9 protein-coding genes and 1 pseudogene are annotated in these 12,699 nt (G+C 60.8%); 1 reads left to right on the top strand and 9 read right to left on the bottom strand.

Annotated features, from left to right (window positions below; translation table 11 throughout):
* Positions 1-225 precede the first annotated feature (225 nt).
* The 9 genes and pseudogenes from J2X52_RS03685 to J2X52_RS03645 all read right to left on the bottom strand — a co-directional run bounded on the left by J2X52_RS03685 (position 226) and on the right by J2X52_RS03645 (position 11,930).
* Positions 226-882 carry a hypothetical protein gene (locus J2X52_RS03685; protein ID WP_310148907.1) on the bottom strand — a complete coding sequence of 219 codons (657 nt, stop codon included), beginning with the start codon at positions 880-882 and terminating at the stop codon, positions 226-228.
* A gap of 224 nt (positions 883-1,106) precedes the next feature.
* Positions 1,107-1,928: a restriction endonuclease gene (locus tag J2X52_RS03680; protein ID WP_310148903.1), complete on the bottom strand. Its 822-nt coding sequence runs from the start codon at positions 1,926-1,928 to the stop codon at positions 1,107-1,109.
* A 1-nt stretch (position 1,929) separates the two neighbouring features.
* Entirely contained in the window at positions 1,930-2,658 is a 729-nt protein-coding gene (locus J2X52_RS03675; protein ID WP_310148901.1) for a phospholipase D family protein, read from the bottom strand.
* Between the two features lie 116 nt (positions 2,659-2,774).
* Complete coding sequence (locus tag J2X52_RS03670) at positions 2,775-4,160, bottom strand: S41 family peptidase (protein ID WP_310148898.1); 1,386 nt, start codon at positions 4,158-4,160, stop codon at positions 2,775-2,777.
* 170 nt (positions 4,161-4,330) lie between these two features.
* The gene (locus tag J2X52_RS03665) at positions 4,331-6,709 is read right to left on the bottom strand and encodes an NACHT domain-containing protein (RefSeq protein WP_310148894.1); all 2,379 of its coding nucleotides are present in this window, start codon (positions 6,707-6,709) and stop codon (positions 4,331-4,333) included.
* Positions 6,710-6,849: 140 nt separating this feature from the next.
* Positions 6,850-7,317: pseudogene (locus J2X52_RS03660) on the bottom strand (methylmalonyl-CoA mutase family protein); the annotation flags it as partial.
* Between the two features lie 14 nt (positions 7,318-7,331).
* Positions 7,332-7,541, bottom strand: coding sequence for a hypothetical protein (locus J2X52_RS03655; protein ID WP_310148891.1), 210 nt, complete (start codon positions 7,539-7,541; stop codon positions 7,332-7,334).
* Complete coding sequence (locus J2X52_RS03650; protein ID WP_310148889.1) at positions 7,528-8,046, bottom strand: DUF6036 family nucleotidyltransferase; 519 nt, start codon at positions 8,044-8,046, stop codon at positions 7,528-7,530. Before J2X52_RS03650 ends, J2X52_RS03655 begins: the two co-directional genes overlap by 14 nt.
* 20 nt (positions 8,047-8,066) lie before the next feature.
* Complete coding sequence (locus tag J2X52_RS03645) at positions 8,067-11,930, bottom strand: methylmalonyl-CoA mutase family protein (RefSeq protein WP_310148886.1); 3,864 nt, start codon at positions 11,928-11,930, stop codon at positions 8,067-8,069.
* Positions 11,931-12,471: 541 nt separating this feature from the next.
* Between J2X52_RS03645 and J2X52_RS03640 the strand changes: the two genes are divergently transcribed.
* Positions 12,472-12,666 (top strand): hypothetical protein, encoded by a 195-nt coding sequence (locus tag J2X52_RS03640; RefSeq protein ID WP_310148883.1) that lies wholly within the window; start codon positions 12,472-12,474, stop codon positions 12,664-12,666.
* Positions 12,667-12,699 lie beyond the last annotated feature (33 nt).

Genomic DNA, 12,699 nt, shown 5'->3' with positions numbered 1-12,699 from the left:
GCGCACGGGCACAAAAAACCCACCAGATTGACGGAGGTGGGGACCGCTCGTAGAGGAGTTTCGACGCTCCTTGGATTCGAGTCTGCAATGGCTCATGCGGTGACGTCAAGCCTACGCTGGTAGAAGACCGACCACACAAGACGACAGCAAGAACCTGAGATGGAGACAACTAATTCGCTTCCGTCCCTTCAGCCGATTTAGCCGTTGTCACGCACCTTCTTTGTTCTATCCAGCGTTAGGCAGGCAGTCCGCGTATTGCCGCTGCAGCAGCGGCAACATAGGCGACTGGAGCCCGTGGGCCATGCGCACAGCATTAGTCGCGAGTATCAGCATGCCGTTAGCGTTGATGAGAAGCGACGCAGCCTCCTTCGACGGAAACGCAACGAAAGTCTGCACCAGAGGCCTAATGCCACCATGGACGTAAGAATGCATGGCGCGCCACGTCGCCTCCTTCAGTTCCAGAAGCGGCTGATAGATCTCTTTTGGATGATGCAGTTCGATAGCCGCCAGCATGGCTGCCACGTCCGGGCCCTTCCGGGTCTCCGCATCAGTCTCAACCGCTTTCTCACTAGGACTGAGGAAGCCCTCAAGCCACGCATCATTCGCACCGCGGAAGGTCCAAAGAACGCGCAACAACGCTTCATAGGTTGGCCGGACTAGCGCCGTCGCTGATACGTCCAACTCACGTTGCATAAGTACCCACTGCGCAATCACGTGCTGCCTAACTATGTTCGCGAAACCACGCACGGCCAACTCACGCAGGTTCGTAGGCTCTGGCAGTTCATCCCATAGAGGTTCGATCGCACAGTGCAGAGCATGCGTTCCGAACCTGACGCCCTCAAGGCGATTCGCTTCGTCTAGAGAATTCTGCTTCTGATCCATTGCCTAATTCCCGATCAACAAAAAGCAGTTCAATCTTCTATGCGAAGAATCTAGCACTACTCACTTCCAACGCTGACCGACCGCGCCCAAGCAGGAACTTTTACCTCATTCCCAAGAGCTGCAGTGTCTTTCGAACACCACTGCCCAGGCAGACCTACAACACCGTGCAGAGGCGGTGTAACCCCGAGCACGTCAATCTGGCACTTTCATCCTTGCCGTACCGACTAGAGCTCCGGTGTCGTCGCCTCAAGCACACGCATTGCTTCGGCATTCCGGCGCTCCCAATCGGCACGCTCGGCATCGGTTGTACGGCGAAACTCGATGACACGACCTTCTGCCTGTTCTTCGCCTGCAGTGGTGGCTGGAAGCACATTGCTAGCGACCCGCGCAGCCGGTTCTGCGGCGACGCGCTCATGGCGTTGCTTGGGAATCTCAATTGCCGGGGAACCGGATCCGTCGAACCGGTTCGGAGCGGGCCTGCTGCATTGCCACACCATCAACACCGCCAAGGCCGCTGCGGCCCAAGCGAACCTCCCTATCCCGCTACTATCGGCGCCGCGTTTCTTGCTGCGGCGGTGGCCCGGCGTGGCCTCCGCAAGCACAGGCGCGCCCGTGACCTCGGAAGGCGTCGCGAGCTCGGGAAACCATTGGCGCAGTTCGTCGCCATCGACCAACGTCAGCCGCGCATCGCCTCGCGCACTCTCCTGCGCATGCGGCGTGAATTCGCCCGTATTGACCACGATTGCGGACGTAGCGCCCTGGGTGCACATGACCCCGAGCAATTCGTGTCCCACGTTGTGGGTGACCTTGTACGCATTCTCGCGTTTGCACTGCACAAGGATGTACTCGCTGCCGCGTCGAAGCTTGAGATCAATCCCGCCATCGAAGTGTGCACCGCCGTGGCCCACCCGCTCGACGCTGTAGCCAAGCTTCCGGTAATGGTCGGCAATCAGCTGTTCGAACGCAGACGGGCTGACCTGCGACAGCCTGTCGTAGCGACGATTCTCTACTGGTTGCAAACCACGGCGATCCCGACGGCCTGCCATCTCACACCGTCAGGGATTCGGGCCAAAGGAAATAAGGACCGAATCTCGGGCTCGTCCGGAACTCGCCGCCCGCAGCCTTTCCGGCGTCGGTCAGGTAGTGCTTGCCGCCGCGTAGCTCGAGATGCCCACAGGCCACGAGTTTGTCCAGCAGTTCGTTCGTCTTGCAGCCGAGCTTTCGCGCAAGCTTGGAGGTCGTCAGCTTTCCGCCATCGGCGGCGTCGGCTGATTCAGCGTCAGACGTGCTGGCTTCTTCGCTGTCGTCGGTCGCGGCCTCACTGGGCGCCACCCGCTCCATCGAGATACGGACCTCGTCGCTGATCCGGATGATGCGCTGCGCTTCTTCGTACGCTTCGCGGTACAACTCAGCGTCCTCGGCACGCCGAATGAGGATGCCCATCTCGTTGTTGTTGACCTGACTGAACTCGTAGAGGTTCAAGCTCGTGACGATGCAGAGCTCCTCGTTGAGGTAGCACTTTGCGTGGAGGTTCTTGCAGAAGCTGGTGCGGATGTAGGTCTGCTCACGCAGCCAGCTGATCTCGGCCGGCTGTAATTCGCTTTTGCCGTACACAATGCGGACGTCGATCTTCAGCCTGTTCTTGTCCGCCAGCAGCTCCTTGACCCGATCATTCAACTTCAGATACGGGCTGATCAGCACAAGGCGATCCTTGGCCTCCTTGATCAGTTCCTCAAGGAAATAGTTGGTCGCGCTGGTATTGAGGAACTTCGCCATGATCGTCCTTGCCTGGTCGTGACGGACCATTGGAACTGATAACACCGACGACAGGCAAGGCGCTGTTGCAGTAAAAACAAGGCTCGACTGGCCGTACCAATAGGCCCTAAGTCAGCTCAGCGCACCTCCGTGCGCCAAGCGTTCTCCAGAACACCAATCGCCGCCGACAGGTCCACATCGTCCTGCCGACAGATCGCCTCGCGCGAATGCGCGGTTGCGACATGCGGCGGCACCGGCTTGTCGCCGTAATCCCGCCCATCTGGGCCCCAAGTGCCGTGGACGGGCAAAGTGACCGCCCAGCCGTCAGGCAGCGGCAACCGCTCCGAGCTCAACAGTGCCCCGTACGTGTTGCGGCCCACCAGCACCGCGTCGCTTTGCTCGCGGGCGCCCCATGCAAAGCCTTCGGCCGCGCTGCCGGTTTCAGGCCCGATCAGAATCGCCACAGGTCCGCTGTAGCGCTGCGCGCCCAGATCTTCGACCATGAGCATCACCGCGCCGTTGCCAGCGCCGACGGCCGCGAATATCGCCTCGGTGGTGTATGCGCCCTCCACACGATGGATATCGGCCAGGTCCTCTGCGCGCACGGGGCCGGCCAGTGTCTCCAGGAACGGTCGCGACAGCAGCGCCACGCCCGGCCCCGGCGTTCCGAAATAACCGAGCAAGCGAAGTGCGGACGCGTTGCCACCGCTATTGCCCCGCACGTCGATCAGCAGACCGTCCGTCTTGCCGAGCGTACTCATGGCGGCGTCGATCAATGCAGCCGCGTCGTCACCGAAGCGGTCCGCTTTCAGGTAGCCAACGGACCGGCCATCGCCACGGCGCAGCACGCTCCAGCTGATCGTGCGTTCGCGTGGCGGCCAGAACGCTGACTCGCGCGGCACCGAAAGTCGCGCCTGAGATCCGTCGCAACGCTCGACATCCAGCTGCGCCGGCAGCTCGCGTGGCCCGCGGATTGCTTCGGTATCGAGGATACGGTCGCCAATCCGTAATCCGGCCACGCGCGCCGCCGACGCGGGATCGATCTCCACAACGACCGTCTGACCGTTGACGTCCTCGGTGCGGACCGCGAGCCCGAGGGTGGGGCCGCCGCTTCCAGGTGGATGCAGGCTGACATGTGACACACCCAGCGCGTCGAGCATACCCTGCCCCAGCCGCCGGAACTCCACATCGTCACGCACCTCCGGCAACCGCACCCGGTGCTGCGCGCTGATCGCGTTCCAATCGCGCCCGCCGAAATGTGGATCGTAGAAGCGTGCGCGGACGGTGTCGTCGAGCGCTTCGAAGAGTGAATCGTAGTCCTGCGCCAATGCCGGCATGAAGATCGCCATCGCGAGACATGCTGTGAGTAGTCCGATCCTCATTTCCAATGCTCTCCTTGTCGTACTGCGCGATCCTTGCAGCGTAAACGCTTCAACACATGTGCCACTGGTTGACTCGCCTAGAAAAACCCAATTTGCCCCCTCTTCTTCGCCCCCACTCGCGGCCGACGAACTCGCCCGCATCCGCGCCTATATGTCCCAGGAGAAGGCGCCAGGTGATCCACGGTTCGACCTGATGGTGGCAAAAGTGCTGAACCGGGCCGTCTTGGCCAGGCGGCGAGGGCAACCATTGCGGCTGGCGGGCTTAAATCTGGAGACGGATTAATTACCTCCGTCCCCTATAGTCCCTTCGATTACGAGTTGCGAGCGGGCTCGACTTGATCGAGTGCAACCACGCCCCCGCGGCGATACTCAAGAAGCTGACCCCGAAACTCTTCTGTGATCCTAAAACGATGCGCAGCGACCACTGGATCGAGCTTTTTCATCAATGCATCGACCTGCTTTTTCTGGTCTGACGTCAACGCCTTCATGTCATGAGCGAAGAAAAGCCCGAAGTGAATCGCCGTGAGCAAAACGGGATCTTTAACCGCCTCAATGACGCTTCCAATCAGACTAAACTCGCCTAGCTCACTGAGCCCGACTGCATACCAGAAAGCATGTCGCTCCGCGATCTTTGCATCCTCGTAGGACGCGCACCACTTCCCAAGCTGATGGCAGCTATCTTCAATACCAGAAAGCGCGAGTGCATCTCTAGCTTCCAAATATCCTTCAAGAAAATATGTCAGCGGATACTTGTCATCTTGCGCGACTAACTGCAACTCAACGAGACTTTCAGCTGCAGCCCCATTTACCCACTTCCAGACATCAACTCGATCATCAATTTTTGACAGGTAGCACGCTTGCAAAGCAAGTCCGACTGCTATGAATGAATCCGAAGCACGGCCGACGTTTGAGGTCGCAACGTCCAGCAGCTGATCTACGTTTCGAGGGTTCTCACCAAAGTAGAACACCACCGAGTTGCGCCACCAGTCGTCAGCTAGAACGCTGCGCACAAATTCGATGTCCGGCATTCCCTTCGCAGCGAAATACTCCTGCAACAGGTGATGGCGAAACTCCATTTCCTCGTCACCGCGCACCAATCCGGAGCGATCAAGCAACTCGTCCACCAATATATCGACATCGGCTGTCAAGTTAATCTCATGCAAGCGCCTTGACGCGAACGCGACGAACTCGGAACGTTGGAACGAAGATTCGCCCCTATTGTGGAGCTCAAACGCAAACTCAGAAAGCAGAGCTTCCTTCACTTTCGCTTGATACTGCTGGTCTAGACCCTTCTTCTCATCCCATCGGCCTAGCATCAACTCGGAAAACTTTGAAAAAAGCTCCGTAATGTTCGCAGGAACATCCTTCTTATCGATCTTAGTGGATGCAGCAAAGACCGTAACTAACAAAGGATTAAGCTCGACACCATGAATTCCCTGCAGCTTTCTCAGGGTTTCGCGCCTCCAGTCCGCTGCCGCAGCAACACCCTTCTGCGTGTCCATGTTTGCAAGCATCTTGGACGCGTCTTCCATGCTCAAGGATGAGATACGAAACCGCTTGAACCGATTCAAGCCCGCGAGGCGATCAACCGACGAATAAGGTCGCGTTGTAAGTGCCATCGAGCATTTCGGATACGCATCGACAAATTTAAGGCAGAAGTCGATGACCGTTTGCCTGTCGTGACTCTCTGCGAGCTCATCAAGAGCATCGACTAATAGTACGATTCGTCCCGCCTCAAAATCCTCCAAACTGAAAGGTAGCGCACGCAACGCGTGGTTCTTCAATACAAGGCTTGAAAGCGTTGAGAATGCGTCGCCCGTTTGCCCCACAAGTTCGAACGCGCGAACAAAAACCGGAACCCTATAGGTTTTGCGTGATAAAGAGCTGTTTTTGGCCAGCAGATATGCAAGCCTGATCATGAGAGTCGTTTTACCGCTTCCGGCCTCTCCCAACACTAAGGCTCTGACGCCATCGTTGCGGAAGAGCTGACTTCCACGAACCTCAACGAAACGGAAGTCTTCTGTGATCTTTCCCTCGCGCTTCTCGATTGCGAGCTCTTGATAACCTAACAACGGATCGACAAATGCTCGATCCGACGCGGCGGCAAATGCGCCCAGACTCGACTGAGCGTTATTGATGTCTTGAATAGAAATCGAAAGATCATCCACTCGGTCGGAGAGAGATTTGAGGTAGGGCGACACCTCTGCGACAATACCGCTCCAAATTTCTGGGCAGTGTTCGTCGACTTTCGCAATCAGATCATCGCGATCAAGAAACTTGAGCCGCGGGTCAGATATTTCGTGCTGAATGTAACCTCGCGCATTCGCGTTGATCGTGCCGGAGGCAGCAAGGTATACGACGGAGGGAAGTTTTCTATTCTTCGATCTAACACAGATGTAAGGGTGATCCAGTGCTGTCCGAACTTGAGCGAGAATGATGTGGAGATTCTTCGAAGGATCCCCAGCCATGGTGATGGATCCGACCTTGGTCTGAACGGCCACGAAGGATTCGTCTCCAAACCGGTCGGTGTCAACAAAGATCGCGTCCTTACCGAATTCCTCTGGACCGCAAAGGTCACGACCATCACGGAATCCAAGCGCTTTAAACAAACGACGAACAATCTGATCTCTGAAATTATCTTCGCTGAGCTCAGCAAGAAATTTTTCTTTCTCGGTTTGCGTGATAAACATATCACCCCTGCCAGCTTTACGGCTTAGTCGAAATTATAATATTGACCCATACATTAGCTTGCAGCTGAGTCAAGTTAAGCGACGCCCGTTACAGAAAAGAACGCGATTCGAGTGATGGCTATCAGCGCCGCATGTTTTCGCTACATATTCCGCCGATATTCCCCACCCACGTCATACAGCGCATGGCTGATCTGCCCCAGGCTGTGCGTCTTCACCGCCTCCATCAGCGCTTCGAACACATTGCGTCGTTCGCGCGCCGCGTTCTGAAGATACGCGAGGTTTTCGGTTTCTGGTGCATCGGCGCGAAGAGCGCCCTCACCCCGGACCTCTCCCTTGGGGAGAGGGGGAAGTGCAACCGCATTGCGGCCTTCCTGCCAGTTGCGGACGTTCTCGATCTGCTGGCCCTTTTCTTCCTCGGTGCTGCGGATCAGTTCGATCTCGGTGGCGATCTCGCCGGCGCGTTCCTTGGGCAGGAACATGTTCACGCCCACCAGGGGCAAGGAGCCGTCGTGCTTCTTGTGCTCGTAGTACATGGACTCTTCCTGGATCTTGCCGCGCTGGTACATGGTGTCCATGGCGCCCAGCACGCCGCCGCGCTCGGTGATGGCGTTCCAGGTGGGCGTCATGGCGCCTTATGCTTCGGTGAGACGCGATCCCGAAGCGCGAGACGCTCAGGCGACAGCGCGCCACTGCGATAGGCCAGCTCGACCATCTCTTCGAAGAAGTCGACCTTCGCGGCAGTGCTCAACCCGATCCAGTCCAAAAGTTGGGCCCGCTCAGCATCTTCGAACGTGAAACCTGCCGCGTCGCAGGCGCGCTCAGTCGTGTGCATGGCGCGCGCTTGTTTCTGCATCGAGGATCTGCCGGAGTTTGCCAATGTCTTCAAGGTCGCGAGGGCGGCCGGCGCGTTGTTTCATCTCGATGAGATGTTGGATGGACGCCACCCGCACCGCCAGCCCATCGAGATCCTTGGTGACGGCCTGCTGCAACAACTGCTCGAACGCGATGGGTTCATCGATGAAGACATCGACCGAGCGCAGCGGATTGGCGGGGTCCCACAGCGGGAAGACCAGCATGTTGCGGGTCTCGCGCCACTCGGCGCGCTTGGCTGGATCGGCGAAGTCCTCGAATGTCACTGGCAGACGGGGCCGCAGGCCGATACCGGACAGCGAGGCCATGCCCCGCCGCGCGTTATCGGGCGACAGGCCGATGGCCAGGTCGAGATCGGCCGTGGCCCGCAGGTAGCCGTGCATGATCACCGCCAGTCCGCCCACCACAACATAGTCGACCTCGGCGTCGGCCAGTGCCTTGAAGATCTCGCGGAGGTTGAAGGCCATCGTGGTGGACCTGCGGACGTTTACATGTTGCGGCGGTATTCGCCGCCCACATCATAGAGCGCGTGGCTGATCTGGCCGAGGCTGTGGGTTTTGACGGCTTCCATCAGGGCTTCGAAGACGTTGCGGCGTTCGCGGGCGGCGGTTTGGAGGTAGGTGAGGTTTTCGGTTTCTGACGCGTCTGCGCGAAGCGCGCCCTCACCCCGGCCCTCTCCCAGGGGGAGAGGGGGAAGGACGACGGCGTTGCGGCCTTCCTGCCAGTTGCGGACGTTCTCGATCTGCTGCCCCTTCTCTTCCTCGGTGCTGCGGATCAGCTCGATCTCGGTAGCGATCTCGCCGGCGTGTTCCTTGGGCAAGAACATGTTCACGCCCACCAGGGGCAACGAGCCGTCGTGCTTCTTGTGCTCGTAGTACATCGACTCTTCCTGGATCTTGCCGCGCTGGTACATGGTGTCCATGGCGCCCAGCACGCCGCCGCGTTCGCTGATGGCTTCGAACTCCTTGTAGACGGCCTCCTCCACGATGTCGGTGAGGTAGTCGACGGCGAAGCTGCCCTGCCAGGGGTTCTCGATGAAGTTGAGCCCCATTTCCTTGTTGATGATCATCTGGATGGCGACGGCGCGGCGCACGCTTTCTTCGGTGGGCGTGGTGATGGCTTCGTCATAGGCGTTGGTGTGCAGGCTGTTGCAGTTGTCGAACAGGGCGTAGAGCGCCTGCAATGTGGTGCGGATGTCGTTGAACTGGATCTCTTGCGCGTGCAGGGACCGGCCGCTGGTCTGGATGTGGTACTTCATCATCTGGCTGCGTTCGTTGGCGCCGTAGCGCTCGCGCATGGCGCGTGCCCAGATGCGGCGGGCGACGCGGCCGATGACGGTGTACTCGGGGTCCATGCCGTTGGAGAAGAAGAACGACAGGTTGGGCGCGAAGTCGTCCACGCGCATGCCGCGCGCGAGGTAGTACTCGACGATGGTGAAGCCGTTGCTCAGGGTGAAGGCGAGCTGGCTGATCGGGTTCGCGCCGGCTTCGGCGATGTGATAGCCGGAGATGCTGACCGAGTAGAAGTTGCGGACCTTGCGGTCGACGAAGTACTGCTGGATGTCGCCCATCATCCGCAGCGCGAACTCGGTGCTGAAGATGCAGGTGTTCTGGGCCTGGTCCTCTTTGAGGATGTCGGCCTGCACGGTGCCGCGCACGGTGGCCAGCGTCCGCGCCTTGATCTCGGCATAGGTATCGGCGTCCACCATCTGGTCGCCGGAGACGCCCAGCAGACCGAGGCCCAGGCCATCGTTGGTGGGCGGCAGTTCGCCGTGATAGCGGGGGCGCTCGCGGCCTTCGAAGAGCTTGGCGAGTTTGGCTTCGGCTTCCTTCCAGCGGGCCTCGTCTTCCTTGAGGTACTTCTCCACCTGCTGGTCGATGGCGCAGTTCATGAACATCGCCAGGATCATCGGCGCGGGGCCGTTGATCGTCATCGACACCGACGTGGTGGGCGCGCAGAGGTCGAAGCCGGAATAGAGCTTCTTCATGTCGTCGAGCGTGGGGATGTTGACGCCCGAGTTGCCGATCTTGCCGTAGATGTCCGGGCGCGGCGCCGGGTCTTCGCCGTACAGGGTGACGCTGTCGAAGGCGGTGGACAGGCGCGCGGCCGGCTGGCCGACGGACAGGTAATGGAAGCGGCGGTTGGTGCGCTCGGGCGTGCCCTCGCCCGCGAACATGCGGATGGGGTCTTCGCCGGTGCGGCGGTACGGGTAGACGCCGCCGGTGTAGGGATAGCTGCCCGGCAGGTTCTCCTTGCCCAGGAAGGTCAGCAGCTCGCCCCAGCTCTTGTAGGTGGGGGCTGCGATCTTGGGGATCTTCTGGTGACTCAGCGAGTCGCGGTAGTTGTCGACCTTGATCGACTTGTCGCGCACCTGGTACTCGGTGAATTCGTCGGTGATGGATTTCAGGCGCTGCGGCCATTCGCGCAGCAGCTTGAGGGATTCGCTGCTGAGGGTCTGGATGGCGTCGTTGTAGCGCTGGCGGAGGGTCAGCAAGGAGCGGTCGATGGGGGTGGCTGCGACAGCCCCGCCCTCACCCGCACCTGCGGTGCGACCTCTCCCGGAGGGAGAGGTGCTGAGTTCGCGTGCGGTGTTGGGGTCGGGCGCGGTGCCGGCCTGGACGGGGTCGGCGGGGACTGCGGGGGATGGGCTGTCGACGACGGTGGCGCGAGAAGCACCCTCACCCGCAGCTGCGCTGCGACCTCTCCCAGAGGGAGAGGTGGTGGACTCGCGCGCGGGCTGCAGGTCGTCGGAGTGGTAGAGATCCAGGGCCTTGGGCAGCTGCGGGTCTTCGAGTTCCTGCAGCGCCTGCCACATGGCCTGGGCGCGGTCGGCGGCTTCGGCCTGGCGCTCGATGTCGGTGTTGATGCGGCGGCCCTGCTCGGCGATCTCGGCGAGGTAGCGCACGCGTGCGCCGGGGATCAGCACGGTGGCGCGCGGTTCCTTGAGCGAGGTGTCGAGGTGAGGCTGGAAATCGCAGCCCACCGCTGTTGTAGGAGCGCCCTCGGGCGCGATCCGCGCAATGTCTCCGGAGGCCTCATTCGCGGCCGAGGCCGTTCCTACACCGGTCTTCTCGCGCAGCAGACGGCACAGGTTGGCGAACATCCAGCTCACGCCGGGGTCGTTGAACTGGCTGGCGATGGTGGGATACACCGGCACGTCTTCGTCGGCGGTCTGGAACGCCACGCGGTTGCGCTTCCACTGCTTGCGGATGTCGCGCAGCGCGTCCTCGGCGCCGCGCTTGTCGTACTTGTTGAGCACGATCAGCTCGGCGTAATCGATCATGTCGATCTTCTCGAGCTGGCTGGCCGCGCCGTAGTCGCTGGTCATGACGTACATCGGGAAATCGACCAGATCGACGATCTCCGAATCCGACTGGCCGATACCGGCGGTCTCGACGATGACGAGGTCGTAGGCGAGGCTCTTGAGGAAGCCGATACAGTCCTTGAGCACCGCATTGGTGGCGACGTTCTGGCGGCGCGTGGCCATCGAGCGCATGTAGACGCGATGGCTGCGCAGCGAATTCATGCGGATGCGATCGCCGAGCAAGGCGCCGCCGCTGCGGCGACGCGTGGGATCGACCGAGATCACCGCGATGCGCATCTGCGGGAAGCTGGCGAGGAAGCGGTTGAGCAGTTCGTCGGTGACCGAGGACTTGCCGGCGCCGCCGGTGCCGGTGATGCCGACCACTGGCGTGGTCGGGTGGGATTCGGAATTGGGGATTCGGGATTTGGCAGAGCGGTTCGCCCAGCCTTTGCGCATCAGGGCGAGTTCGGATTCGGAGTAGACGCCGTCCTCGAGCGCGCTGAGAACCCGGCCGATGCCGATTTCGTCTTCGATGTCGGGCATCTGCTCCAGCGCATCGCGATCCCCGGCCGCTGCATCCCGGGCGCCGCCTGCGCGGCTCACCACGTCTTCGATCATCTCCACCAGGCCCATCTTCATGCCGTCGTTGGGGTGGTAGATGCGCTCGACGCCGTAGCCCTGCAGCTCGCGGATTTCCTCGGGCGTGATCGTGCCGCCGCCACCGCCGAAAACGCGGATATGGCCGGCGCCCTTCTCTTTCAGCATGTCGACCATGTACTTGAAGTACTCGACATGACCGCCCTGGTAGCTCGACAGCGCGATGGCGTCGGCGTCTTCCTGCAGCGCCGCGCGCACCACGTCCTCGACGCTGCGGTTGTGGCCGAGGTGGATGACCTCCGCGCCCTGCGACTGGATGAGGCGACGCATGATGTTGATCGCGGCGTCGTGGCCATCGAACAGGCTGGCGGCAGTGACGAAGCGCAGCGGCGAGGCGTCGGACTGGGCGGCGGTGGCGGTGGAATCGATCTGGCTGGCCGGCGTGCTCATGGCGCGCTCCTGCGGGGACAAAAGATGCGTCGATTGTAGCGGTGGGCGCGTAGCTGTTTCGGATGAAAATATGCTGCGGTGCGGCAGATTTCGGGTTTACAGGTGTGGGTTGGTTGTGTCGATGCGGAGAGCGAAGTCGCTGGGCCCCGGCGTGCGCCGGGGCGACGGCTTCGTTCGATGCGCGATCTGGTAGTTGCCGAGTGCGGTGCGATCAAAGCTGAAGATCACAATGGGCCCCAGCCTGCGCTGGGGCGACGGCGGGAAATCGGCAGCGTGCTTCCGTCATCCCAGCGGCCTTCAACAGACGTATGCCTGGATCAAGCTGGAAGAGTCTTTCAACAGCCGAACGGCTGGTCATCCATTTTGATTTTCGTCACTTCGCTCGACGAAAGATTGGAAGCGAAGGCCTATGAGCCCCGTCGCCCCGGCGCACGCCGGGTCCCAGCGACTTCCTCACGGACGTCGAGCGCTGACGCCACCCTTGCCCGCTCTCAACAGCATCGGGCGCAGCATCCAACCCCTCCCAGCAGACCCGCCGCCCATGACCCCACTCGACAAACCCCTCAAGCGCGAAGTCCGCATCGGCGAACACGCCTATTCGCTGACCATCGACCCCGACGGCCTGAAGCTAGTCCCCAAGGGGAAGCGCAAGGGCCTCGAACTGCGCTGGACCGATCTGGTCAGCGGGGATGCGGCACTGGCGACGGCGTTGCAGGCATCGCTTGAAACGCCTTGAGGGGCGCTACGTGGATGCAGCAGCGCGGTCGCG

The sequence above is a fragment of the Luteimonas sp. 3794 genome (assembly GCF_031456825.1).
In the GTDB taxonomy this organism is placed as follows: Bacteria; Pseudomonadota; Gammaproteobacteria; order Xanthomonadales; family Xanthomonadaceae; genus Luteimonas.
The sequence above is the reverse complement of the archived record's forward strand: the minus strand, read 5'-3'. Positions and strand labels throughout refer to the sequence as shown.

What these genes read in the sequence shown, in the direction of transcription:
- J2X52_RS03685 (WP_310148907.1), bottom strand. Translation starts at nt 882, where the DNA reads ATGGATCAGAAGCAGAATTCTCTAGACGAAGCGAATCGCCTTGAGGGC.
- J2X52_RS03680 (WP_310148903.1), bottom strand. Translation starts at nt 1,928, where the DNA reads ATGGCAGGCCGTCGGGATCGCCGTGGTTTGCAACCAGTAGAGAATCGT.
- J2X52_RS03675 (WP_310148901.1), bottom strand. Translation starts at nt 2,658, where the DNA reads ATGGCGAAGTTCCTCAATACCAGCGCGACCAACTATTTCCTTGAGGAA.
- J2X52_RS03670 (WP_310148898.1), bottom strand. Translation starts at nt 4,160, where the DNA reads ATGCGGGCGAGTTCGTCGGCCGCGAGTGGGGGCGAAGAAGAGGGGGCA.
- J2X52_RS03665 (WP_310148894.1), bottom strand. Translation starts at nt 6,709, where the DNA reads ATGTTTATCACGCAAACCGAGAAAGAAAAATTTCTTGCTGAGCTCAGC.
- J2X52_RS03655 (WP_310148891.1), bottom strand. Translation starts at nt 7,541, where the DNA reads ATGCACACGACTGAGCGCGCCTGCGACGCGGCAGGTTTCACGTTCGAA.
- J2X52_RS03650 (WP_310148889.1), bottom strand. Translation starts at nt 8,046, where the DNA reads ATGGCCTTCAACCTCCGCGAGATCTTCAAGGCACTGGCCGACGCCGAG.
- J2X52_RS03645 (WP_310148886.1), bottom strand. Translation starts at nt 11,930, where the DNA reads ATGAGCACGCCGGCCAGCCAGATCGATTCCACCGCCACCGCCGCCCAG.
- J2X52_RS03640 (WP_310148883.1), top strand. Translation starts at nt 12,472, where the DNA reads ATGACCCCACTCGACAAACCCCTCAAGCGCGAAGTCCGCATCGGCGAA.